Origin of the sequence: Nocardioides marinisabuli (assembly GCF_013466785.1) — a bacterium.
Lineage (GTDB): Bacteria > Actinomycetota > Actinomycetes > Propionibacteriales > Nocardioidaceae > Nocardioides > Nocardioides marinisabuli.
The window spans coordinates 1,574,618-1,597,331 of record NZ_CP059163.1; the positions used below are offsets into that span (position 1 = coordinate 1,574,618).

Sequence of the window (22,714 nt, forward strand, 5' to 3'; positions counted from 1 at the left end):
GTGGGGCCTATAGCTCAGACGGTTAGAGCGCTTCCCTGATAAGGAAGAGGTCACAGGTTCAAGTCCTGTTAGGCCCACCACCCCTCCAGCTCCACCCACCAGCGTGATCCGATCCGTGCCGGGAGGCCAGCCGTGAAGAAGATCCTGATGCTCCTGCTCGCTGCCGGTGGCGCCCTCGCGGCGAAGAAGAAGTACGACGAGTCGCAGGCCGAGCAGGCCCTGTGGGCCGAGGCCACGGACCCGGTCGCCAAGAGCTGACCACCGGGCCGGACGACGCCCGGGCCGCGCGGTCCGAAGTCGTCACCGGGGGCCTTGGCGCAATTGGTAGCGCACCTGCTTTGCAAGCAGGGGGTTAGGGGTTCGAGTCCCCTAGGCTCCACCACCACCTCGCACGCCCAGCGCCGTCGCGGCGCCCCTGTGGCTGTGCCCAGGCCCCACCCGGCCGGCTCTGCCCCCTCTGGCCGAGCGCGCTGCTGCGCGCTGGGCACGCGTAGCAGAAGCAGGCGACCTGCGGCGCCCGTCCCACCGCTGACCTGGGGTGATCCACCGCACAGGTCACGAAACGTCGCCGCAACCTGACGGGTGTCAGGCGGTAATCAGGGGTGGTTAGAACTCGTGGGCCCCATCACCCACGAAACGAGAAGCCCTCCATGTCCTCTGCCTCCACGGCACCCCGCCCCACCCGGTGGACGGCCGGTCTCGCCGCCGCCGCGGTCGGCGCCGGTGTCCTCGCGACCGCGCCCCCGGCGCTGTCCCAGACCAGTGTCGACACCGACAACGGCGCCACCATCGCCATCAACGATGCCCGCCGGCCCGGCCTCGACACCGGTTCGATCCGCAGCGTCTCGGGCTCCAAGCTCGAGGGCTTCGGCAACGTCTTCGTGCACGTCGACCCCGTCGACGGCGACGAGCCCCGGATGAACGACCAGATGGTGCGCGGCTACGGGCTCACCGCCTCCAGCGCCGGCTCCTACCACTCCACGCGATCGGTGCGCCTGGGTGACGTGCTGATGACCCGACGGGTCGAGGTCTCCCCGGGGACCAGCACCACGAGCTTCTTCGACACCTTCACCAACACCGCGGCCGAGCCGGTCTCGATCGAGGTCTCCTTCGGCGGATCACTCGGCTCCGGCCTCACCTCGACCACGAGCCCCAACAAGGCGAGCGTCATCGACTCGAGCAGCGGCGACGACGTGGTCGACCCCACCGACACCTGGATCGCGGCCGCCACGCCCGGCGCCACCCGCCCGACGGGCGTCGTGGTGGGCTCGGGCGTCGACTCGCTGACCGACCAGCAGTCCGACCCGTTCACCACGCCGTACGTCGCGACCGGCAGCCGGGCCAACGACCTCGGCTTCCTGCGCGAGCTGAGCATCGAGCCCGGCGAGACCGAGTCGCTCCTGCAGTACGCCGTCATCGGCGCGGTCTCCGACACCACCCAGGTCGCCCTCGACGCGGCCGCGCTGGCCGCCGCCCCCGACCTGTCGACGCTGAGCATCGACGAGATCTGCACCCTGCAGAACTGGGACCTGGCCACCTACGAGGCCGCCTGCGTGGGCGCGGAGCCGCTGCAGGTCCCCGCCGCCGACCCCCAGGTCGAGCACATGACCGACGTCGCCTACGACGTCACCGGCAAGACCATCGCCGACCTGCAGGCCGACATGGAGGCCGGGACCGTCACCTCGGTGCAGATCACCCAGGCCTACCTGGACCGCATCGAGGCCTACGACTCGGGCTCGTGGGGCTTCCACTCCTTCATCACGGTGGCCGACGACGCCGTCGAGCAGGCCCGCGAGGCCGACCGGGCCCGCGCCGCCGGCGCCACCGGCGACCTGCTCGGCGTGCCGATCGCGCTCAAGGACATCTACGACACCGAGGACATGCCCACCACCGGCGGCACGCTCGCGCTGGAGGACTGGGAGCCGGGCCGCGACGCCTGGCAGGTCGAGAAGCTGCGCGAGGCCGGGGCCGTGATGATCGGCAAGACCAACCTCTCCGAGTTCGCCAACTCGGGCTCGTGGAGCGACAGCGGCTTCATGCAGAGCTGGAACGCGCTCTACCCCTCGAAGACCTCCTTCGGCTCCAGCGGCGGCTCGGCCACCGCGGTCGGCGCCGACCTGGCCCCGGCCGCGATGGGCACCCAGACCGGTGTCTCGCTCTACGCGCCCTCCACCGGTGCCGGGCTGTCCACCTTCCGCGGCACCGACGGCCTGACCAGCACCAACGGCGTGATGCCGCTGACCTGGGCCACCGACTACGCCGGCGCGATGGCCAAGTCGGTCACCGACCTGGCCATCCTGCTCGACGCCACGGCCACCCAGGAGACCGGCAACAACCCCGAGGACCTGCTCACCTCGCGCGTCGACAACGACCTGCGCCCGGTGGAGTGGAAGTCGTCGCTGAGCGCCGACGCCCTCCAGGGCCGCACCATCGGCTACGTCCCCACGGCCTTCCAGTCCTCCTCCGTCGTCGACGACACGGCCGGACAGGTCGCGCTGGCCAAGGCGCGCGCCGCGATCGAGGCCGCGGGCGGCACCCTGGTGCCGCTGGCCGAGGGAGCGGCGACGTCGCCGTCGGCGCCGCCCAGCGCGGACTACCCGACCAGCGGCAACGCCGGTGCCGAGGGCTGGGAGCGCTACATCGCCGAGGAGCGCCCCGGCGTCTTCCCCTACACGACCAAGGAGCTGAAGGAGCACGAGGCGAACCTGCCCTACAACGTCTCCGGCAACTACACCGCGCAGCCGATGGACGACGCCAGCGTCGAGAACCTGCTGGCCCGTCGCGACGCCTACAAGTCCAACGCCGCCGCCTGGATGGACACCGCCTTCGGTGACCAGCCGGTCGACGCCGTCATCTACCCCGGCTTCCTGAGCAGCATGGGCAACAACGACGCCTCCTCGGCGATCATGAGCGCCGACCGCGCGTCGGGCGTCATCACCCAGAGCGTCGGCCTGCCCACCGCCATCCTCCCCGTCGGCTCCAACGACGAGGGCCAGTCCAACAACATCCAGATCGTCGGTCGCGCGTGGCAGGACGCCGACGTCCTCGGGATGGGCTACGCCCTGGAGCAGAAGGCCGACGCCGCTGTGCAGACCACCTTCGCGCCGGCGCTCGAGTGGAGCGGGCCGGCCGAGTCGGTGACCTCGCTGAGCCTCGACAGCACCGCGACGACGTACGGCGAGAGCGCCACGGCGACCGTCTCGGTGGCGGCCGACCCGGCCGCCACGGGCTCGGTCACGGTCGAGGTCGCCGAGACCTCGGTCAGCGGTGAGCTGGTCGACGGCAGCGTCGAGCTCGAGCTGCCCTCCGACCTGCCGGTCGGCACGCACCTGGTGACCGCGACCTACGAGGGCTCGCCCACCGTGTCGCAGAGCGTGGCCACCTCGACCCTCAAGGTCACCAAGGCGGCCCCGTCGCTGAGCGTGGCGCTGACCAAGAAGGTCGTGAAGCTGGGTCAGCGCGCCAAGCTCAAGGTCCTCGTCGACGGCGCGACCAGCCGCGCCACGGTCCTGGTCTACGACGGCGACGACGTGGTGAAGTCGACCACGGTCCGCAACGGCTCGAAGAAGGTGAACCTGCCCAAGCTCGGCCTGGGCAGGCACCGCCTGCGCGCCTACGTGGTCACCGGCGCTGACTACGAGGCGGCGTGGAGCCGCAAGGCCATCCTCCGGGTGGTCCGCAAGAAGTAGCAGCCCCGGCACCTGAGCCGGCACCTCAGCCGGCACCTGCGGAGCGGCAGCGCCTCGGACCCTCGGGTCCGGGGCGCTGCCGGCTGCTCGGCCCGCATCGGGGGGATCGGCCGTGGCGGCGGGGTCGCGGTGGCAGAATCACCGGGTGCTCTCCCGTCTCCCGCTGCTGCTCGCCGCCGCCGTCGTGGCGCTCGCCGGGTGCAGCAGCCCGATCGAGCCGCCCGACGCCAACGAGCCGGCCGTGCCGCTGGCCACCGAGACGGCTGCCGACGAACGGCCCCCGGCCGCCCGGGTGGTGCTCGACTACGTGCCCGCCGACGTGGCGCGGGTGACGGTCACCGACTACGACCAGGTGGCCCTCCAGCTGGGGCTGGGCGAGCTCTCCAGCGACCTCGACGCCGAGGAGCGCTCCGAGTTCTGGCGACGGGCCGAGACCGAGACGGTGCTGCTGGCCGACGGGCTGCTGCGCCCGGTGCAGGGCCGCCTGCAGCAGCAGTTCTCGATCGGCCAGGAGGACGTGCGCTGGGAGGCCCGGCTCTTCGACGCGGCCGGGCGCGAGGTCGGCTTCGTCCAGCAGTGGGCCGCGGTCGTCGATCCCGCCGTGCTGCGCCGCGCCGCGGCCGCGGGCGTCGGTGCGCTGCGCGGGGCCACGGTGGTGGCCGAGGAGAGCCTGGTGCTCTCCGGGGTGGCCGCACCGGTCGAGGAGCCGTGGGGCGGGGACCAGGTCGGCGCGCTCGTCGACGGCCCGGCCACCTCGACGTACCTCGAGCTCGGCTGCGTCGACGAGGCGGGTGCGGGCGACCTCGACGAGCTGGCGGCGTACACCCTGTCCTTCGGCAGCGTGCTGGCCACCGCGCGCCTGGGCGCCCCCCGCCGCGACCTCTTCGACCGCCTCGAGGCCGCCGCCGGCGACGAGGCCTTCGCCGAGGTGTTCTCCGGCGGTGCCGCCGACCCCTCCAGCGGACGGCTCGGCTACGAGATCGCCTCCCCGGCGCGCGCCGCCGCGCTCACCCTGCGCCGCCAGCTGCCCTTCGCGGCGTGCGCTGACTGACGGGCACGACTGAGGGGCGCCACTGAGGGGCGACTCACAGCCGGGCCCGCCCGGGTCCCGCCTATCCTGGAGCGGTGACTCCGGCCCTGTCGCCCCGCTACTGGGGCGCCCACCTGCTCGCGCTGGTGCTGGTGGCCGCGGCGGCCGGCCTGGGCTGGTGGCAGTACGCCGCCTACCAGGCCCAGCAGGAGGCCGAGGCGCGTGACCTGACCCGCGCCGACCCCGTGTCGCTGGCCGAGGTGATGGGCCCCGACGACCCGTTCCCCGCCCCGTCGGTGGGCCAGCCGGTCACCGTCGAGGGCACCTGGGTGCCCACCGGCACCGTCTACGTCGCCGGCCGCGAGCACCAGGGCACCGACGGCTTCTGGGTGCTGACGCCGCTGGCCGTCGGCGGCGCCGACGAGCCGGCCCTGCCGGTCGTGCGCGGCTGGGTCGCGAGCCCCCACGACGCGACCGCCCCCCCGAGGGCGCCGGCTCGGTCCAGGGCTGGCTGCAGCCCGCCGAGGGCACCGGAGCGGCCGACGACGACCGCACCGACGACGTGGTGCCCCAGGTGCGCACCGCCGACCTCATCCAGCACGTCGAGCAGGACCTCTACGGCGCCTACGCCGTCGTCGACCACGACGCACCGGTCAACGAGGCCCTCGTGGGCGCCGACGCGCTCGAGCCCGCCGACCTCGCCGCGCTGCCCCGGGCCGCTGGCTCCACCGGCCTGCGCAACCTGCTCTACGCGCTGGAGTGGGTGATCTTCGGCGGCTTCGCGGGCTTCGTGTGGTGGCGCTACGTGCGCGACCTCACCCGCGCCCCGGTCGTCGAGGCACCGAGCGAGCCGGAGCCCGAGGACCGCCCGGTAGCGTCGACCACGTGAACGACGAGCTGCGCGCCCCGCTGCGGGCGTACCGGGTGATGGCCACGATCGTGGGCGTGCTGCTGGTGGTGCTGGTGCTCATCGGGCTGCCGCTGCACTACGGCTACCTGGTCTCGGACGCCGCCTGGCTGGCCCAGGACAGCGGCGCCGGCTGGCAGCTGGGCTCCGACATCTCCGCCTACCTCGGCGTGGCGCACGGCTGGCTCTACATGATCTTCCTGTTCTGCGCCTTCTGGCTCTCGCGCCGGGCCGAGTGGGAGATCGGGTTCACCGCCGTCACCCTGGCCTCCGGCACCGTGCCGCTGCTGAGCTTCTGGGCCGAGCACCGCGCGACCCGCCGGGTGCGGGCCCTCCAGGCCGCCGACGCGGCGCCCGCGCACCGCTGACGACGGACGGCACGAGCCGATGACCACCGCCTTCGTCCTCGGCGGTGGTGGCGCGCTCGGTGCCGTCGAGGTCGGCATGGTCGCCGCCCTGCTCGAGCGCGACGTGCGCCCCGACCTGGTGCTCGGCACCTCCGTCGGCGCGATCAACGGTGCCTTCCTGGCCCAGGAACCCGGCCCCGGGGTCGTCGAGCGGCTCACCGGGCTGTGGCGCTCCGTGGCCGCCAACCGCCACGAGGTGTACGGCGACCGCCCGCTGCGCAGCGTGCGCCGCGCGGTCGCGACGGGCACCCACCTCTACTCCGCCCGGCCGCTGGCGACCCGGCTGCGCGAGGAGCTCGGCGACGTCGACTTCGCCGACCTCGCGGTGCCGCTGCAGGTGTGCGCGGCCAGCATCGAGCGGGCGGCCGAGCACTGGTTCGACAGCGGCCCGGTCGTCGAGGCGGTGGTGGCGAGCGCCGCGGTGCCGGGGCTGCTGCCCCCGGCCCAGGTGGGCGGGGAGCACTTCCTCGACGGCGGCATCGTCAACTCGGTGCCCGTCGCCCGCGCCCACCAGCTGGGCGCCACCCGCATCTTCGTGCTCCAGGTCGGCCGGGTCGACCGGCCGCTCCAGCCGCCCCGCCGGCCCTGGGAGGTCGCCCGGGTCTCCTTCGAGGTGGCCCGCCGGCACCGGATGAACCGCGAGCTCGCCGAGCTGCCGCCCGAGGTGGAGGCGCACGTGCTGCCCGCGCGGGGCACCTCGGCGCGCGACGACTCGGTGCGGGCCGGCACCGACTTCCGAGACGTCGAGCGGCGCATCGAGCTGACCCGGGTCGCGAGCGGGGAGTACCTCGACGCCCTGGGCCGAGGAGCGGGGCTGACATGATCACCGCGTGAGCATCCTGCGCCGGGCCGTGACGGCGCCGGTGGTGGTGCTCCTGACGGTGCTGGTCTGGGTCACGCTGCCGCTGTGGCTGATCGGCGCGGCGGCGCTGTCCCCCTTCGTCCCCGGGCACTGGCGGGCGCTGCGGCTGACCTGGCTGCTGGTCGTGGCGCTCACCGCCGAGACCCTGCTGCTGGCGGTCCTGCTGGGCACGTGGCTGGCCAGCGGCCTGGGCGCGCGGCTGCGCACGGCGTACTGGGAGGGCGTGCACTACGACCTGGTGCAGGGCACCATGTGGCTGCTCTTCAGCGAGGCCCGCCGGGTGCTGCACCTGAGCATCGTCACCGAGGGGCCGGCCCCCGACGCCCACCCCGGCGAGCCGCTCCTGGTCTGCTGCCGACACGCCGGCCCGGGCGACTCCTTCACGCTGGTCCACGCCCTCATGGACTGGTACGACCGCGAGCCGCGGGTGGTGCTCAAGGACACCCTGGCCTGGGACCCCGTCGTGGGCACGCTGCTGCGCCGGCTGCCCTCACGGGCGATCAGCCCCGGCTCGGGGGAGGACCTCGAGGCCCAGATCGCGGCGCTGGCCTCCGACCTCGACCGCGACGACGCGTTCGTCATCTTCCCCGAGGGCGGCAACTTCACCCAGGAGCGCCGCGACCGCGCGATCGAGCGGCTCGACGGGCTGGGCCTGCACGCCATGGCCCGCCGCGCCGAGACGATGATCCACGTGCTCGCCCCGCGCCCGGGCGGCGTCCTCGCGGCGCTCGACGCCGCGCCCGAGGCCGACGTGGTGATGGTCGCCCACACGGGGCTCGACCACCTGCTCACCGTGCGCGACCTGTGGCGCGAGCTGCCGATGGACAAGCAGCTGGTGATGCGCTGGTGGCAGGTGCCGCGCGAGGAGATCCCCCGCGGGCGCGAGGAGCGGATCGAGTGGCTCTACGACTGGTGGCAGCGCATCGACGAGTGGGTCGAGCAGCACCGGCCGGAGGATCTCTCCCCCGGCCGGCGCGCCCGACGCTAGACGACCAGCAGGTCGATCAGCTGTTGTGCTTGTCGTCGTCGATCTCGACGACCTCGGCGGGCTCGTCGGGCGTGGTCACCTCGTGGGCGGACCCGGCGGCCTCGTCGGCGAGCGCCTCGTCGGGCGAGGAGCCGCCCGTGTCGTCGCTGGCCCCGGCCATGGGAGCCGCCGGGGTGGGGGCGGCGCCCGCACCGGCCGCCGTCGCGGCAGCGGCCGCACCGGTGCTGCTCGCGGGCGGGCTCGGCACGTAGGAGGACTGCCAATTCTGCGACTCCTTGCCGCCCTGCAGCTTCTTGGCCACGACCCCGGCCACCGCGGCCAGGCCGCCGACCAGGACCAGCTTCTTGAGCTTGCCGCCCTTCTTCTTGGGCTTCTCGCCCTTCAGCTCCGCGACCTTGCCGGTGGCCCTGCCGCCCAGCTCGCCCGCGCGCGCCGCGGCGCGCTCGTTGAGGTCGGTGGCCTTGGCGCCGGCGTACGCCGCACCCGAGGCGACCAGCGGGGCCGCCTTGGCCTTGGCGTCGGCCAGCGCGGGGCCCGCCTTCTCGCGGGCCTCCTGGCCCAGCACCACGGCGCGGTCGCGGGCGTCCACGACGTACGGCGTGGCGCGGGTGCGGGCGTCGACCAGCGCCGGACCCGCCTTGGCGCGGGCGTCGGCGATGGCCGGGCCCGCCTTCTCCTTGGCGTCGGCCACCAGGTGGCGCGCCTCGTCGCGGGCGGTGCTGACCGCCGACTCGACCTGGGGACGCACGGAGTCCACGACCTGCTCCACGTAGTCACCGGCCTGTTCGATGAGGGACTTCTTCTTGCGCAGACGCATCCGCGTCACTTCCTCTCCTCGGTTTGTGATCCATTCGACCACGACGGCCATGGACCCACCCTGGCACCCTGCGCCCCACCCAGGGGTGCGAGGTCACCTGCAGGAGGGCCTTTTGCGCCTCCGTGCGAGGATCGTCCCGCACGCACCACGCGTCGTCGTACACCCAGAAGTACCCCCTCTCGCGAAAGGCAGTCATGGCGGACCCGCAGGCCATCCTCAAGACCAACCGGGGCGACATCGTCCTGAACCTCTTCCCGAACCACGCGCCCGAGACGGTCGCGAACTTCACGGGCCTCGCCACCGGCGAGAAGAAGTACGACGCCGGCAACGGCAAGACCGGCCCGTTCTACGACGGCCTGGGCTTCCACCGCGTCATCGCGGGCTTCATGATCCAGGGCGGCTGCCCGCTCGGCACCGGCACCGGCGGCCCCGGCTACACCTTCAAGGACGAGCCGCACCCCGAGCTGGTCTTCGACAAGCCCTACCTGCTCGCGATGGCCAACGCCGGCCCGGGCACCAACGGCTCGCAGTTCTTCATCACCCTGGGCGCCACGACGTGGCTCAACCACAAGCACACCATCTTCGGTGAGGTCGCCGACCAGGCCTCGCGCGACGTCGTCGACGCCATCGGCAGCACCCAGACGGCCGCGGGCGACCGCCCCGTCGAGCCCGTGGTCATGGAGTCCGTGGAGATCGTGGAGGCCTGAGGCACCCGCCTCACGCGCCCACCCCACGCACACCGCCTGATCTCGTGAGCCAGTCGCCCTCGCCCGAGCCGGGCCCTGGCGTCGGGGTGCCGGTCTGCTACCGGCACCCCGACCGCGAGACCTACATCCGCTGCCAGCGCTGCGACCGGCCGATCTGCCCGGACTGCATGCACGACGCCTCCGTGGGCTTCCAGTGCCCCGAGTGCATCGCGGCGGGCGCGCGCGAGACCCGCCAGAACCGCACGGCGTACGGCGGGCTGCGCCCGACCGACGCGAGCCGCACCTCGATCGCGCTCATCTCGCTCAACCTCGGCGTGTGGCTGGCGATCCTGCTCACCGGTGGCTCGGCCAGCCGGCTGGTCGACCTGCTGGCGCTGCGCACCAACGGCGTCTGCCTGACCTCCGACGGCGGCTTCGACGTGCCCCGCGCGGTCTGCGACGGGGCCGGCACCTGGCTGCCGGGCTTCGTCGACGGCGCCTTCTGGCAGGTCCTGAGCGCCGGCTTCACCCACGTGCAGCTGATGCACCTGGGCTTCAACATGCTCGCGCTCTACATCATCGGCCCGCAGCTCGAGGCCGTCCTGGGCCGGGCGCGCTTCCTCGCGCTCTACCTGCTCTCGCTGCTGGCCGGCTCGGTCGTCGTGCTCTGGGCCGCCGGCCAGTACGGCGCGACCGTGGGCGCCTCGGGCGCCATCTACGGTCTCTTCGCCGCCCTGCTGATCGTGGCGCGCAAGATCGGCGCCGACATGCGCCAGCTGCTGATCCTGGTCGGCATCAACGTCGTGATCACCTTCGCGGTGCCCAACATCTCCTGGCAGGGCCACCTCGGCGGCTTCCTCGGCGGTGCGGTCGTCGCCGCCCTGCTCGTGCACGCCCCCCGCGGCCCGCGCCGCTCGGCCTTCCAGCTCGTCGGGCTGGTGCTGGTCGGCCTGACCCTGGTCGCCGCCGCGGTCCTGCGCATCGCCGCCCTCTCCTGACCCGGCGCAAATACCCCGCCGACCCGGCGCATATCTCGCGCTGAGCCGTCCTGGATCTCGCGCCGAGCCGGCGCGAACCCGCACGTCCTGCTGCCGCGCCGGCGGCGTACGCCGGTCCGGGCCGGCTCGACGGGAGATGTGCGCCGGGTCAGCGCGGGATTTGCGCCGGGTCAGCGCGGGATATGCGCCGGGTCAGCGCGAAGTCTGGGCCGGGCGGGCGGGTGGTTGTCCACAGGTGGATCCACAGGTGTGGAGAACTACACGCGTGTGATTCCTCCACAGCGTTGTCCCCAGATGTGCAGAACCGCCCGCCACCGGAGGGTGACGGGCGGTCCTGGTGCGGTGCTGTGTCGAACGCTGGGGCGGGCCCGCGCGGGGCCCGGCGGGATCACTCCCAGCGGGTGGCGAAGATGAAGCCGACGCCCATGAAGGCGATGCCGACGAAGAGGTTCGACTGCAGCAGGTCGTTGAAGACCGGGATCTGGTCGAGCTTGTCGTTGGCGAAGATGTAGTAGACGCAGATCCACACCAGGCCGATGAGGAAGCAGCCGAGCATGCCGGTGACCACGCCGCGGCCGCGGCCCATGGGGGTGCTGGGGTGCGCGGAGATCGCCAGGCCCAGGAAGAGCAGCCCGAAGCCGATCACGTAGTTCCAGCGCACCAGGTCGGCCATCCAGGCAGGGCTGCCCGGCTCGGCCTCGAAGTCGGTCGGGTCGGCGCGCACGCCGAAGTAGTAGTAGAGCACCCATGCGATGCCGGCGACGACCAGCAGCAGCGCGGCCACCGACCGGGGCGTCACGACCGGGCCACCCGGCTCGGCCAGCTCGTCCTTGACCTTCTGTCTCACGTCTACTCCTGCAGGTGGTGGGCCACGACGCGTCCTCGCAGCCTGCGGCCCCCGCGGGCTCGGTGCGCCCGTGGGTCGCGGGCTACCTTAGTGGTCATGACGACGGGTTCCCACGCGAGGCCGGACCCGGGGCCGGGTCCCCGGGGCTGGTGGGCCCGCGTGCGCGCTCGTGCGGGCGTCGTGGCCGGGGGGTCGCCCGACGCGCGCCGCCCCGGTGGCTGGCGGGTCCTGACGCCCACGGTGGCGCTGCTCTGCGGCAGCCTCTTCACCGTCAGCGCCATCAGCTCCGACGGCACCGACCTGCGCCCCGGCATCACCGACCTGGTCAGCCTGGTCAGCTCGGAGGCCGAGCAGTACGAGCAGCTGCGCAGCCGCGTGGAGTCGCTGACCGAGGAGGTCAACGACCTGACCAGCAGCCTCGCCGACCGCGACGTCGCCCGCGTGCAGGGCCGCATCGCCGACTACGCCGACCCGGCCGGGCTGGTGCCCGTCGAGGGCGAGGGGATGACGGTCACGCTGACCGACAGCCCCCTGGGCAAGGACGACACCGACCAGCCCGAGCGGTTCCTGGTCGTGCACCAGCAGGACATCCAAGCCGTGGTCAACGCGATGTGGCGCGCCGGGGCCGAGGCGGTCACCATCCAGGGCCAGCGGCTGGTCTCCACGACCGGCATCAAGTGCGAGGGGCCCTCGGTGACCCTGCACGGCGTGCCCTACCCGCCGCCGTACGTCATCTCGGGCATCGGCGACCCCGACGAGCTGCGGGCCTCCATCGACGCCGACCGCTACCTCTCGCTCTACCGCCAGCAGGCCGAGCAGGACGACATCCTCATCGGCTGGGACGCCGAGGCGGACGAGAGCATCGAGGCGCCGGCCTACTCCGGCCTGCTCGACCTGTCGTACGCCGAGCCCATCACCTGACGGCTCAGGCGCGGGGCCGGCGCCGACCCTGGCGTCCGTTGCCGTTGCCGTTGCCGTTCCCACGGCCGTTGCCGCCGCCCAGCAGCCCATCGGACGGGGAGGGGTCGTCGGAGGGCTCCTCGCTGGGCTCCTCCGAGGGCTCCTCGCTGGGCTCCTCGGACGGCTCCTCGGTCGGCTCCGGCTCCTGGGCCACGAAGAGGTTGACGTCCTGGCCCTGGGAGAGCCGCTCCCCGGCGGCCGGGATCTGCTCGGTGACGGTGCCGGGCTCGGCGTCGGGGTCGGAGTCCTCGCGGATCACCGGGTTGAAGCCGGCGTCGCGGACCTTCTGCTCGGCGACCTGCTGGGGGTCGCCGACCACGTCGGGCACCTTCTCGGGGCCTTCGGAGACGATGATCGTGACCGTCGAGCCGTCCTCGACCTGGGTGTCGGCCGGCGGCTGCTGCTCCAGGACGAGGTTGCGGTCCTCGTCGGAGGAGCGTCGCTGCACGTCGACGTCGAAGCCCTGGCCCTCGAGCGTGCTCGCCGCCTGGTCGCGGAAGAACCCGGTCACGTCGGGCACCGCCACCTCGGGCAGCCCGGCCGAGACGGTCAGCAGCACCGTGGAGCCCGGGGTGACGAAGCTGTCCCCCGAGGGATCCTGGGCGATGACGCGCCCGGCGGGCCGGTCGGAGGTCTCGAACTCGGTGTCGACCCCGAACCCCTCCTCGCCCAGCAGCCGGCTCGCGGCGGCCTCCTGGCGCCCGACCACGTCGGGGACCGCCACCTCCTCGGGCGCCGAGGGGAAGAGCCGTGGCCACACCAGCGCGCCCGCGACGACGAGACCGATGACCAGGAGCCCGAGCGCCACCAGCCAGCCGACCGGCCGACGCTCCTCCTCCACCGGCGGCAGCGGCGCGGCCTGGGTGGGCACCGGCCGCGAGGCCACCGCGGTGGCGGCCACCGGGGGCGGCAGCGGCGGGGGCACCGTGGCCTGCACCGGCCGTCCGGCGAGGTAGCGCTCGATGTCGGTGCGCATCGCGGCCGCGGACTGGTAGCGGTCCTCGACGCGCTTGGCCAGCGCCTTCATCACGATGGCGTCGACCTCGGGCGGCAGGTCGGTGTCGTGGTCGGAGGGAGGCTGGGCCTGCTCGCGCACGTGCTGGTAGGCCACCGCGACCGGGGAGTCGCCGACGAACGGCGGTCGCCCGGTGAGCAGCTCGTAGAGCAGGCAGCCGGCGGAGTAGACGTCGCTGCGCGAGTCGACGGTCTCGCCGCGCGCCTGCTCGGGGGAGAGGTACTGCGCGGTGCCGACCACGGCCGCCGTCTGCGTCATCGTCGAGGAGGCGTCGCTGATCGCTCGCGCGATCCCGAAGTCCATCACCTTGACGTCGCCGGTCGGGGTGAGCATCACGTTGCCGGGCTTGATGTCGCGGTGGATGATCCCGGCCCGGTGGCTGTAGTCGAGCGCGGCCAGCACGCCGCTGGTGATCTCGAGGGCCCGCTCGGGCAGGATCTTGCGGCCCTCGCGCAGGATGTCGCGCAGGGTGCGCCCGGCGACGTACTCCATCACGATGTAGGGCTGCTGCACCCCGGAGCCGTCGGTGGCCTCCTCCTCGCCGGTGTCGTAGACCGCGACGATCGCCGGGTGGTTGAGCGAGGCCGAGGACTGCGCCTCGCGGCGGAAGCGGGCCTGGAAGGTCGCGTCGCTGGCCAGGTCGGTGCGCAGCCGCTTCACCGCGACCACACGGCCCAGCCGGGCGTCGGTGCCCTTGCGGACCTCGGCCATGCCGCCGCGACCGAGCATCTCGCCGAGCTGGTAGCGCCCGCCGACGGTGGGAGGGGTGCCGCTCATCCGGTCGCTCCTTCCGTGGGCCCGCCAGCGGTGCCGGCCGCCGGGCTGGTGGCGGGGGCGGCGCTCGGGCGGCCCGAGGGGGAGCCGCTGGGGCTCTGGCTGGTGGTCTGGCTGGGGGTCTGGGCGGGGTCGGTGGGCACCGGCTCCTCGCTGGGGGTCGGGGAGGGCGCGGGGGCCTGGCCGTAGTAGCCCACGGTGACCGTGTCGCCCTCCTGGAGGGTGCCGGTCGGGTTGACCGACGCGACCACGCCCTCCTCCTGGGTGCCGTCGTTCTCGATCTCGTCGAGGGTCACCGAGAGGCCCTGGCCGCGCAGGTCGGCCTCGACGTCGCGCACCTGGCGCCCGGTGTAGTCGGACTCCGCGATCTCGACGGTGGCCGGCTGCGTCGGGGTCGGCTCGGTCGGCGTGGGGGTGGGCTCCGCCGACGACGACGTGGGGGACGGCTCGCGCGAGGGCTGCTCGACGGGGGCCTCCTCGTCGTCGCCGCCGGTGACGAGCAGCACCACGATCAGGGCCCCGACGGCCGCGAGCAGCAGCACCATCAGCACGATCGCCCACGGGCTGCGCCCCGAGCCGCGGTGCCCGTCGCCGTCGCTGGTGGTGGTCGTCGTGGTCACCGGCCCGGCGGCCGGCGTGCCGTCGGCGGGGGTCGCCCCGGCGGCCCCGGCGGCCCCGGCACCCAGGCCGGCCCCGGCACCCAGCCCGGCCGCTGCTCCCGCCGCCGCCCCGGCGCCCGCCGCCGGCATCACGCGGGTGGAGTCGGCGGGCTGGTCGACGACCGCGGTGGCCGCGGTGCCGGCGCCCGCGCCCGCGCCGCTGGGGTCGCGCAGCGCCGCCGCGAACGCCTGCGCGTCGGGCCAGCGCTCGGCGGGATCCTTCGCCAGCGCGCGTCGTACGACGGCCGCGAGCGGCGCCGGCACGGCCTCGGGCAGCTCGGGGACCGGCTGGTTCAGGTGCGCCAGCGCGGTGGTGACCGGGGAGTCGGTCTGGAAGGGGCGGCGCCCGGCCAGGCACTCGAAGGCCACCACGCCGAGGGCGTACACGTCGGAGGAGGCGGTGGCGGTCTGGCCGCGGGCCTGCTCGGGCGAGAGGTACTGGGGGGTGCCCATGACCTGGCCGGTCTGGGTGACCCCAACGGCCTCGGCGGCGCGGGCGATGCCGAAGTCGGTGACCTTGACCCGGCGGTCCGGGGTGACCAGCAGGTTGGCCGGCTTCACGTCGCGGTGCACGATGCCCGCGGCGTGCGCGGCAGCCAGGGCCGTCGCGGTCTGGGCGAGCAGGTCGGAGGCGACCTCGGGGTCCATCGGCCGCCCGGGGCGCAGCAGCGCCGAGAGCGGCTGGCCCTCGACGAGCTCCATCACCAGGTAGGGGCGAGGCAGCCGGGGCCCGTCGCCGGTGGCGGCCTCGCCGAAGTCGTAGACCGCGGCGATGCCGGGGTGGTGCAGCGAGGCCGCGTGCTGGGCCTCGGTCTCGAAGCGGCGGCGGAACTCGGGGTCCTCGGCGTACTCGGCCTTGAGCAGCTTCACGGCCACCTGGCGCCCGAGCGTGGTGTCGGTGCCGCGCCAGACCTCGCCCATGCCGCCGGTGGCCAGGCGGGAGTCGAGCCGGTAGCGACGGGCGCCGTCGGCGTAGCCCTCGCCGTCGCCGGAGCCGTCGTCGGGCCCGTCGCCGGTGGGCAGCACGCCGGTGGGGGTGTCGTCGTCGCTCATCGGTTGATCACCGCTTCCATGATGGCCTTGGCGACCGGGCCGCCGAGCAGGCCGCCGGCGATCTCGCCGCGGGCCCGGCCGGGGGCGTCCTGGATCATCACCGCGACCGCCACCTGCGGGTCGTCGGCGGGGGCGAAGGACACGAACCAGGCGTACGGCGCCACGTCGTCCTGCCCGCTCTGGGCGGTGCCGGTCTTGCCGGCGACCTGGAGGCCGGGGATGGCGGCCGGGGACGCGGTGCCGTTGTCGACGGTGGAGACCATCAGCTCGGTGAGCTGGTCGGCGGTCGAGGCCGACACCGCCTCCGAGAGCTCCTCCTGGTCGGTGGCGTCGAGCTGGTCGAAGTCGGGGCTCTGCACCTCGTCGACGAGGAACGGCTTCATCACGGAGCCGTCGTTGGCGATGCCGGCGGCCACCATCGCCATCTGCAGCGGGGTGGCGGCGACCTCGAACTGGCCGATGCCGGTCTGGCCGGTCTGCGGCTCGTTCATCCCCTCGGGGAAGCGCGAGGTGGCCTGGGGCAGCAGGTCGTCGAAGTACTGCTGGTTGAACCCGAAGGCCTCCGCCTGCTCCTGCATCGCGTCGGCGCCGAGGTCGACGGCCAGCCGGGCGAAGGTGGTGTTGCAGGAGTTCTCCATCGCCTGGGCGAAGGGGATGCGGTCGGACCCGCAGTCGCGGCCCTCGTTGTCGATGAGCCCGGAATCGTCGCTGGTCAGCGGCAGCTGGTAGCTCGGCCCGCCGGGCACCAGGTCGTCGGCCTCGTAGTCGCCGCTCTCGATCGCTGCGGCCGCGGTGACGATCTTGAACGTCGAGCCGGGGGGCAGCGTGGTCTGGATCGAGCGGTTCAGCAGCGGCTCGTCGTCGTCGGCCTCGAGCCGCTCGGCCGCGGCGTTGACCTCGGTGAGGTCGTGGGAGGCCAGCGGGTTGGGGTCGAAGGTCGGCAGGGAGACCATCGCGAGCACCTTGCCGGTGCGGGGCTCCAGGGCGACCACCGAGCCCTGGCCGTCCTCGCCCACCGCGGCGCGCAGGCCGTCGAAGGCGGCCTGCTGGGCGGCGGGGTCGATGGTGAGCTGGACGCTGCCGCCCTGGCTCTCCTTGTTGCTGAGCAGGTCGACCAGGCGGGTCACGAACAGCCGGTCGTCCTCGCCCGAGAGCAGCTCGTTGTAGGTCTGCTCGACCCGCTGCTGGCAGCCCGCGCAGGTGGCCGGCTGGGCGTTGTAGAAGTTGAACCAGCCGGTGAGGTGGCTGTAGAGCAGCGGCTTGAGGTAGGTGCGCTGGTAGTCGTATCGGTCGTCGACCGGCTCGCTGACCGCGATCTCCTCCTTGCCGACCAGGATCGCGCCGCGCTGCTGGGAGAAGCGCTCGTCGAGGGCGCGGCGGTTGTTGGGGTCGTCGTTGAGCCCGTCGGCGCGCAGGAACTGCAGGTAGGTCACGTTGGCCAGCAGGGCCACGAAGAGCAGCAGGCAGAAGACGGCGATGGTGCGGATCGGCTTGTTCATCGCTGGACCCTCACCACCTGGGTGTCGTCGTCGGAGCCCTGGTCGCCGGCTGCCGAGAGGTCGGGCAGCGGGCGCCGGGCGAGGTCGGAGACGCGCAGCAGCAGCGCCACGATGACCCAGTTGGCCACCAGCGAGCTGCCGCCGTACGACAGGAACGGCGTGGTGAGGCCGGTCAGCGGGATCAGGCCGGTGACACCGCCGACGACCACGAAGACCTGCAGCGCGAGCACGGCCCCGAGGCCGGCGGCCAGCAGCTTGCCGAAGCCGTCGCGCGAGATCAGCGCGGCGCGCAGGGCCCGCTCGACGATGATGCCGTAGAGCAGCAGCACGGCCATCAGGCCGGTGAGACCGAGCTCCTCGCCGATGGCGGCGATGATGAAGTCGGACTCGGCGAAGGGCACCCGGCCCGGGTCGCCGGCGCCGAACCCGCGACCGATCAGGCCGCCCCAGGCCATCCCGAAGAGCGCTTCGAGGGGCTGCTCGCCCCGGCCGTCGGTGCCGGCGCCGTAGTGGGAGAACGGGTCGAGCCAGATGTCGACACGGGTCTGGACGTGGCCGAAGACCCGCCAGGCCATCAGCGCGCCGCCGAGGAAGAGCCCTCCGCCCACGACCAGCCAGCCGGGCCGCTCGGTGGCGACGTAGAGCATCACCAGGAACAGGCCGAAGAACAGCAGGCTGGAGCCGAGGTCCTTCTGGAAGACCAGGATGCCCAGGCTGATCAGCCACATCCCGAGGATCGGGCCGAGGTCGCGACCGCGGGGCAGGTCGACGAACAGCACCCGGCGACCCGCCAGCGCGAGGGCGTCGCGGTGCAGCACCAGGTAGCCGGCGAAGGCCACGACGAGCAGCACCTTGGCGACCTCGCCGGGCTGCAGGCTGAAGGGCCCGAGCTGGATCCAGATGCGCGCCCCGCGCACCTCGTTGCCGATCAGCGGCATCATCGGGGTCAGCAGCAGCACGATCGCGGCCAGCCCGCTGGTGTAGGTGAAGCGGGTCAGCACCCGGTGGTCGCGCAGCAGCACCAGGGTCGCCACGAAGAGGCCGACGCCGACGGTCATCCAGGTCAGCTGGCGCGAGGCGAAGCCGCTGCCCTCGGCCAGGTCGATGCGGTGGATGACGGCCAGGCCCAGGCCGTTGAGGGCCGCGACGACGGGCAGCAGCACCGGGTCGGCGTACGGCGCGACCAGCCGCACCACGACGTGGCAGCCGATGATCAGCGCGGCCAGCCAGCCGCCGTACCCGACAAGGTCGGCGGGCACGCTCTGCTCGACCCCGATGCCGACGGCGGCGTAGGCGCCGATGCCGACCAGGAGGGCCAGGACCAGCAGGAAGAGCTCGGCGCCGCGGCGGCGGCGGTGGACGAAGGCCAGCGGGCCCGAGGGGGCGGGGTGGCCGGTGGCGGGGCTGCTCACGGGGCCTCCTCCCCGGTGTCGCCGGTGTCGCCGGTCTCGGGGGACATCTCGCCGGCCAGGTTGTCCACGATCGACTCGGCGTCGGCGAAGTCGTCGGCGACGATCCCGTCGCGCACGCCCTCGGCCACGAAGGCCGGCAGCCGGTCGAGCTCGACGTTGGTGGTCGCGAAGGGCTCGGAGAGGTCGAGGCCGGGCAGGCTGGTGTTGACCCCGCGGTAGATCACCACGGAGCCGTCCTGCTCGCCGACGTAGTACTGCGACTGGCTCCACGACCACGCGGCGGCCGCGACCATCCACAGCAGGCCCGCGACGATCAGCAGCACCATCAGCCGGCGCAGCCAGAAGAACCGCGAGGGGGCCCGGGGGGCGTAGCGCGCGGTCTCCGGGTCGATCGGGTCGCTGGGGATCGCGTGCACGTCGGCGGGCAGGTCGGGCAGGTCTGCCTGCACGGGCTCGAGCTCGCCGGTGTCGCCCGAGCGGTGGCCACGGAAGATGCCGGTGGGCCGCGGACCCTTGGGCGGGCGGCGGCGCAGCTCGGCGGCGGCGCCGACCAGCAGCGGCTGGAGCTCGGCGAGCTCGTCGGCGCGCGCGGTGGCGCCCTCCTCGTCGAGCACGTCGGCCACGACGCAGGTGACGTTGTCGGACGAGCCGGCCTCGAGGCTGGCGCGCACCAGCTCGACGGCGGCGTAGTCGGGGGTGCCGGTGGAGAGGATGTCGGCGAGCCGGGCGTCGTCGAGCACCCCGCTGGCGCCGTCGGAGCAGACCAGCAGCCGGTCGCCGGGCAGCAGGTCGGCCAGGAACAGGTCGGGCTCGGCCTCGTGCACGCCGTCGAGCGCCTTTAGGATCAGGTTGCGGTGCGGGTGGACCCGCGACTCGGGCTCAGTGATGCGGCCCTCGTCGATGAGGCTCTGCACGAACGTGTGGTCGTGGGTGATCTGGCTGATCTCGCCGGCGCGGTAGAGGTAGGCCCGGCTGTCGCCGATGTGGCCGACCCCGATTCGGGTGCCGTCGAAGTACAGGACGGTCGCGGTGGTGCTGGTGCCGTTGAGGGCGGGCTCGTCGTCGACGATCTCGCCGATCCGGTCGTGGGCCCGGTGCAGGGCGCCGGCCACCCGGCCCAGCAGGTCGTCGGGGGACAGCTCGCCGGGCGGGTCCTCGTCGAGGCGGCGCAGCTGCTGGACGGCGGTGCCGCTGGCGATGTCGCCGCGGGCGGCGCCACCGACCCCGTCGCAGACCGTCAGCAGCCAGGGCCCGGCGTACCCGGAGTCCTGGTTGTCCTTGCGGACCCGACCCACGTCGGAGATCGCGGAGTAGTGGAGCCGGAGCGGGCCGCTCACTTGCGCAGCTCCAGGATCGTCTTGCCGATGCGCACCTGGGTGCCCATGGTGATCGTGGTGGGCTGGGTGATGCGCACGGTGCCGATGTAGGTGCCGTTGGTGGAGCCGAGGTCCTCCACGAACCACTGGTCCCCAGAGGCGGCGACGCGGGCGTGGCGGGTCGAGACGTAGTCGTCGTCGAGGCGGATCGCGGCGTCGGAGCCCCGCCCGATCAGCAGCGGCGCGTCGGCGAGGTCGGCGCGCTCACCGGCGTTGCCGCCCTCGACCACCAGCAGGTGGGTCGGGGCGCCCCGGCGCTTGCCGGGAGGCTTGGCGGCCTTGCCCCGCTTCTCCTTCTTGGCCGGCGCCGCCTGGGCGCCGCGGGCGGTCTCGGGCACCCGGGCGCCGAACATGTCGGAGCGGATCACCGAGATGGCGGAGAGCACGAAGATCCACAGCACCGCCAGGTAGGCGATGCGGATCAGCAGCAGGGTCAGCTCAGACATCGGGGTGCTCCTGCTCGATGCGCACGGTCATGGTGGTGCTGCCGATCTTGACCTCGGTGCCGTCGTCGGCGATCGAGCTGGTCATCTTCTGCCCGTCGACCAGCATCCCGTTGGTCGAGCCGAGGTCGCGCACGTCGACGCGCGGGCGCTCGCCACCCGCGTCGACGCGGAACTCGATGTGGCGCCTGCTCACCCCGGGGTCGTTGATGCGCACGTCGGCGTCGGTGCCGCGGCCCACGACGACGCTGCCGCCCAGCAGCGGGTGCTGGGTGCCGTTGACCTCGAGCAGGGCCCGGGCGCGCCCGACCTGGGTGTGGGTGCTGTTGCCGGTCACCCGCGCCTGCGCCTGGCTGCGGATCCGGAACCGGCCGGTGGTCAGGTCCTCGGCGCCCTCGAACTCGATGCTGATGGGCCCCGGGAAGGAGTAGGCGTTGGCCTGGGCGTGCTCCTCGAGCTGGCGCACCAGCTCGTCGGCCATCGCGGTGTCGTACGGCGCCAGCCGCTCCAGGTCGGTGCCGGAGAGCTCGACGTGGAAGTCGTTGGGGACCAGGCGGCGCTGGCGCGAGAGGATCTGGGCGTTGTTGTCGCACTCGCGCTGCAGCGCGGCCGCGATCTCCACGGGCTGCACCGCGGAACGGAACGCGCGCGCGAACGCTCCGGAGATCATCTGCTCGAGCCGCTGCTCGAACCGCTGCAAGGCGCTCACTCGGCCTCCTTCCGTCCTCGGCGACGCGGGAGCCGGCTCCTCAGGCAGGCCGACCGGCCCGGCTGGGACGCCGGGTCGGACCCGATCGTAACGGGGTCGGGCGGCCGGGGTGGGCACCCCCGACCCCCAGGGGCGGCCCGGTTTGGGGAACGGCCGGCCGCTGGGCTAACCTCATCACGCTTCAAGCGCGAGTGGCGGAATAGGCAGACGCGCACGGTTCAGGTCCGTGTGTCCGAAAGGACGTGGGGGTTCAACTCCCCCCTCGCGCACCACGGCCGGTTTAGGTGTTACCGGCCCAGCAGTTTAGGTAACAGAGAGGGCCCCTGGCCTGCGGAGACGCAGACCAGGGGCCCTTCTGGTTCACCTAGGTCAGGCTGCCATGCCGGCAGCGGTCCCAGCGTTCTCGCGCACCCTCGCCGCCGCCTGCTCGGCGGCGGAGCGGCTCGAGAACGACTCACCGGAGCTCGCGACCTTGTCGGAGCCGCGCCACGCCCTCCACCGCCAGGCATCACCTGCGTCCTGGTAGATGTCGTACCGGGCCGTCTTGGTCCCGGCCTTGAACGCAGCGGCGGCTCGCTGGGCGTTGTAGCGCGAGTCGAAGGACTCTCCGGCCCACGCGACCATCTCGTTGTTGCTGGCGTACAGCCACCAGCTCGGCTTCCCAGCCGTGTTGTCACCGACGTGGAATCGCCACATGGCGATCCTCCAATCCCCCGCATGAGCGGGCTCTTGCGCGAGCGAGAGACGTGGTGGTGTGATGGACGTTCTTCCGTACGGCGACATCCCCACGTCCCGTGCACCTCAGCGCCCGGCCTGGCAGCCGGGCGCTTTGGCTTTTCGCGCGGGTTTCGCGCCACCTGAGGTCTCAGGGGGCACATCCAGTGAACCTCGCCTGGCGGTCCGTGCAGCGCTACAAGATGGCGTGTCGGTCAAGGTTTCGCGGCCATATCGCGCGGATTAACAGCGCTGTGGTTTGGCGCGCCTGCGCTCTTCAGGACGCCGTCGGCGCGAGAGTGTGCGGGCAGGACGGGATCGATTCGCGCGGATAGGCGGACACATGGATAACCGAGATGAACAGACGTCGCTAGGTCAGATCGCGAGCTACTGCGGTCGCCTGTCGTGTCGGAAGCCGATCGTGCAGGAGATCGGCCCGGGCCGCCGCAAGGAGTTCTGCTCGGAGACCTGCCGGCGGGGAGCCGATCGCGACTACAAGCGCGCGAAGGCGCACGTGGAGTTCTTCGAGGAGCAACTCCGCCGAACGCAGCATGAGGTGGCGACGTACGGTCGGCGAGCCGACGAGGGCGTTCTGACTGCCGATGAGGTGGTTCGACTGCAGTCGGAGGCCCGGGTCGCGCTGGTGCGCGCCTCGACCGTCGCGGAGCTCGGCGGGGATCAGCCAGAGCGGATACGCGCGGAGCTGGACGCTCTCGTCGCGGCCGTCCGCCCGATCTTGGACGCGGGTCAGACGCTGCTCGCGGTTCACACCGCGTAGGCAGTCGTCTCCAGCAGGCTGGCGCGGTTGCTCCAGGCTCCGGCGCTTCTTGTCCGTTGCCTGAGGCGGTCCTCGACTACTGCGCGCCACC

General features: G+C 73.1%; 21 protein-coding genes, 3 tRNA genes and 1 pseudogene. 15 read left to right on the plus strand and 10 right to left on the minus strand.

Going from position 1 to position 22,714, the window contains the following annotated elements; genetic code table 11:
* Positions 1 to 3 precede the first annotated feature (3 nt).
* From H0S66_RS07570 to H0S66_RS07605, 10 genes and pseudogenes are all read left to right on the plus strand, one after another.
* Positions 4 to 80, plus strand: a tRNA-Ile gene (locus H0S66_RS07570).
* Positions 81 to 132: 52 nt separating this feature from the next.
* Positions 133 to 258, plus strand: a complete 126-nt coding sequence (locus H0S66_RS20050) for a DLW-39 family protein (RefSeq protein ID WP_258017152.1) — start codon at positions 133 to 135, stop codon at positions 256 to 258.
* Between the two features lie 48 nt (positions 259 to 306).
* Positions 307 to 382 (plus strand) — tRNA-Ala (locus H0S66_RS07575).
* 268 nt (positions 383 to 650) lie between these two features.
* Positions 651 to 3,689, plus strand: a complete 3,039-nt coding sequence (locus tag H0S66_RS07580) for an amidase family protein (protein ID WP_179614848.1) — start codon at positions 651 to 653, stop codon at positions 3,687 to 3,689.
* 145 nt (positions 3,690 to 3,834) lie between these two features.
* Positions 3,835 to 4,740, plus strand: a complete 906-nt coding sequence (locus H0S66_RS07585) for a hypothetical protein (protein ID WP_179614849.1) — start codon at positions 3,835 to 3,837, stop codon at positions 4,738 to 4,740.
* A 131-nt stretch (positions 4,741 to 4,871) separates the two neighbouring features.
* A pseudogene (locus H0S66_RS20990) lies at positions 4,872 to 5,225 on the plus strand (SURF1 family cytochrome oxidase biogenesis protein); the annotation flags it as partial.
* Positions 5,226 to 5,284: 59 nt separating this feature from the next.
* Positions 5,285 to 5,608 carry a hypothetical protein gene (locus tag H0S66_RS20380; protein WP_258017153.1) on the plus strand — a complete coding sequence of 108 codons (324 nt, stop codon included), beginning with the start codon at positions 5,285 to 5,287 and terminating at the stop codon, positions 5,606 to 5,608.
* Entirely contained in the window at positions 5,605 to 5,994 is a 390-nt protein-coding gene (locus H0S66_RS07595) for a DUF3817 domain-containing protein (RefSeq protein ID WP_218876248.1), read from the plus strand. Before H0S66_RS20380 ends, H0S66_RS07595 begins: the two co-directional genes overlap by 4 nt.
* A 19-nt stretch (positions 5,995 to 6,013) precedes the next feature.
* Positions 6,014 to 6,856 carry a patatin-like phospholipase family protein gene (locus H0S66_RS07600; protein WP_179614851.1) on the plus strand — a complete coding sequence of 281 codons (843 nt, stop codon included), beginning with the start codon at positions 6,014 to 6,016 and terminating at the stop codon, positions 6,854 to 6,856.
* A 7-nt stretch (positions 6,857 to 6,863) separates the two neighbouring features.
* The gene (locus tag H0S66_RS07605; protein ID WP_179614852.1) at positions 6,864 to 7,883 is read left to right on the plus strand and encodes a 1-acyl-sn-glycerol-3-phosphate acyltransferase; all 1,020 of its coding nucleotides are present in this window, start codon (positions 6,864 to 6,866) and stop codon (positions 7,881 to 7,883) included.
* 16 nt (positions 7,884 to 7,899) lie between these two features.
* Here the strand turns inward: H0S66_RS07605 and H0S66_RS07610 are convergent, their stop codons facing one another.
* On the minus strand, positions 7,900 to 8,709 hold the full coding sequence (locus H0S66_RS07610) for a hypothetical protein (protein ID WP_179614853.1): 810 nt from the start codon (positions 8,707 to 8,709) through the stop codon (positions 7,900 to 7,902).
* A 185-nt stretch (positions 8,710 to 8,894) separates the two neighbouring features.
* Here H0S66_RS07610 and H0S66_RS07615 point away from each other — a divergent pair, with 185 nt between their 5' ends.
* Together H0S66_RS07615 and H0S66_RS07620 are read left to right on the plus strand one after the other, a co-directional pair.
* Positions 8,895 to 9,407, plus strand: a complete 513-nt coding sequence (locus H0S66_RS07615) for a peptidylprolyl isomerase (protein WP_179614854.1) — start codon at positions 8,895 to 8,897, stop codon at positions 9,405 to 9,407.
* Between the two features lie 44 nt (positions 9,408 to 9,451).
* A complete protein-coding gene (locus tag H0S66_RS07620) occupies positions 9,452 to 10,384 on the plus strand; it encodes a rhomboid family intramembrane serine protease (protein ID WP_258017154.1) in 933 nt (310 codons plus the stop codon).
* Between the two features lie 388 nt (positions 10,385 to 10,772).
* Here H0S66_RS07620 and H0S66_RS07625 read toward each other — a convergent pair whose 3' ends face one another.
* On the minus strand, positions 10,773 to 11,231 hold the full coding sequence (locus tag H0S66_RS07625; protein ID WP_179614855.1) for a cell division protein CrgA: 459 nt from the start codon (positions 11,229 to 11,231) through the stop codon (positions 10,773 to 10,775).
* Positions 11,232 to 11,327: 96 nt separating this feature from the next.
* On the opposite strand from H0S66_RS07625, the gene H0S66_RS07630 reads away from it, so the two are divergent.
* The gene (locus H0S66_RS07630; protein ID WP_218876249.1) at positions 11,328 to 12,152 is read left to right on the plus strand and encodes a DUF881 domain-containing protein; all 825 of its coding nucleotides are present in this window, start codon (positions 11,328 to 11,330) and stop codon (positions 12,150 to 12,152) included.
* Positions 12,153 to 12,156: 4 nt separating this feature from the next.
* On the opposite strand, the gene pknB is transcribed toward H0S66_RS07630, so the two are convergent.
* Genes pknB through H0S66_RS07665 form a run of 7 tightly spaced genes read right to left on the minus strand, consistent with a single transcriptional unit; the run spans position 12,157 to position 21,131 of the window.
* Positions 12,157 to 13,983, minus strand: coding sequence for a Stk1 family PASTA domain-containing Ser/Thr kinase (pknB, locus tag H0S66_RS07635; protein WP_179614856.1), 1,827 nt, complete (start codon positions 13,981 to 13,983; stop codon positions 12,157 to 12,159).
* Entirely contained in the window at positions 13,980 to 15,692 is a 1,713-nt protein-coding gene (locus H0S66_RS07640) for a protein kinase domain-containing protein (RefSeq protein ID WP_179614857.1), read from the minus strand. Before H0S66_RS07640 ends, pknB begins: the two co-directional genes overlap by 4 nt.
* Complete coding sequence (locus H0S66_RS07645) at positions 15,689 to 17,191, minus strand: peptidoglycan D,D-transpeptidase FtsI family protein (RefSeq protein WP_179614858.1); 1,503 nt, start codon at positions 17,189 to 17,191, stop codon at positions 15,689 to 15,691. Before H0S66_RS07645 ends, H0S66_RS07640 begins: the two co-directional genes overlap by 4 nt.
* Complete coding sequence (locus H0S66_RS07650; protein ID WP_258017155.1) at positions 17,188 to 18,603, minus strand: FtsW/RodA/SpoVE family cell cycle protein; 1,416 nt, start codon at positions 18,601 to 18,603, stop codon at positions 17,188 to 17,190. The genes H0S66_RS07645 and H0S66_RS07650 overlap by 4 nt, the downstream gene beginning before the upstream one ends.
* Entirely contained in the window at positions 18,600 to 19,940 is a 1,341-nt protein-coding gene (locus H0S66_RS07655) for a PP2C family protein-serine/threonine phosphatase (protein ID WP_179614859.1), read from the minus strand. The genes H0S66_RS07650 and H0S66_RS07655 overlap by 4 nt, the downstream gene beginning before the upstream one ends.
* Positions 19,937 to 20,425, minus strand: a complete 489-nt coding sequence (locus H0S66_RS07660) for an FHA domain-containing protein FhaB/FipA (protein WP_179614860.1) — start codon at positions 20,423 to 20,425, stop codon at positions 19,937 to 19,939. The genes H0S66_RS07655 and H0S66_RS07660 overlap by 4 nt, the downstream gene beginning before the upstream one ends.
* The gene (locus H0S66_RS07665) at positions 20,418 to 21,131 is read right to left on the minus strand and encodes an FhaA domain-containing protein (RefSeq protein ID WP_179614861.1); all 714 of its coding nucleotides are present in this window, start codon (positions 21,129 to 21,131) and stop codon (positions 20,418 to 20,420) included. The genes H0S66_RS07660 and H0S66_RS07665 overlap by 8 nt, the downstream gene beginning before the upstream one ends.
* A 185-nt stretch (positions 21,132 to 21,316) precedes the next feature.
* Here H0S66_RS07665 and H0S66_RS07670 point away from each other — a divergent pair.
* Positions 21,317 to 21,403 (plus strand) — tRNA-Leu (locus H0S66_RS07670).
* Between the two features lie 97 nt (positions 21,404 to 21,500).
* On the opposite strand, the gene H0S66_RS07675 is transcribed toward H0S66_RS07670, so the two are convergent.
* Positions 21,501 to 21,827 carry a DUF1508 domain-containing protein gene (locus tag H0S66_RS07675; protein WP_179614862.1) on the minus strand — a complete coding sequence of 109 codons (327 nt, stop codon included), beginning with the start codon at positions 21,825 to 21,827 and terminating at the stop codon, positions 21,501 to 21,503.
* Between the two features lie 439 nt (positions 21,828 to 22,266).
* On the opposite strand from H0S66_RS07675, the gene H0S66_RS07680 reads away from it, so the two are divergent.
* Positions 22,267 to 22,623 (plus strand): hypothetical protein, encoded by a 357-nt coding sequence (locus H0S66_RS07680; RefSeq protein ID WP_179614863.1) that lies wholly within the window; start codon positions 22,267 to 22,269, stop codon positions 22,621 to 22,623.
* The last annotated feature ends 91 nt before the right edge of the window (positions 22,624 to 22,714 follow it).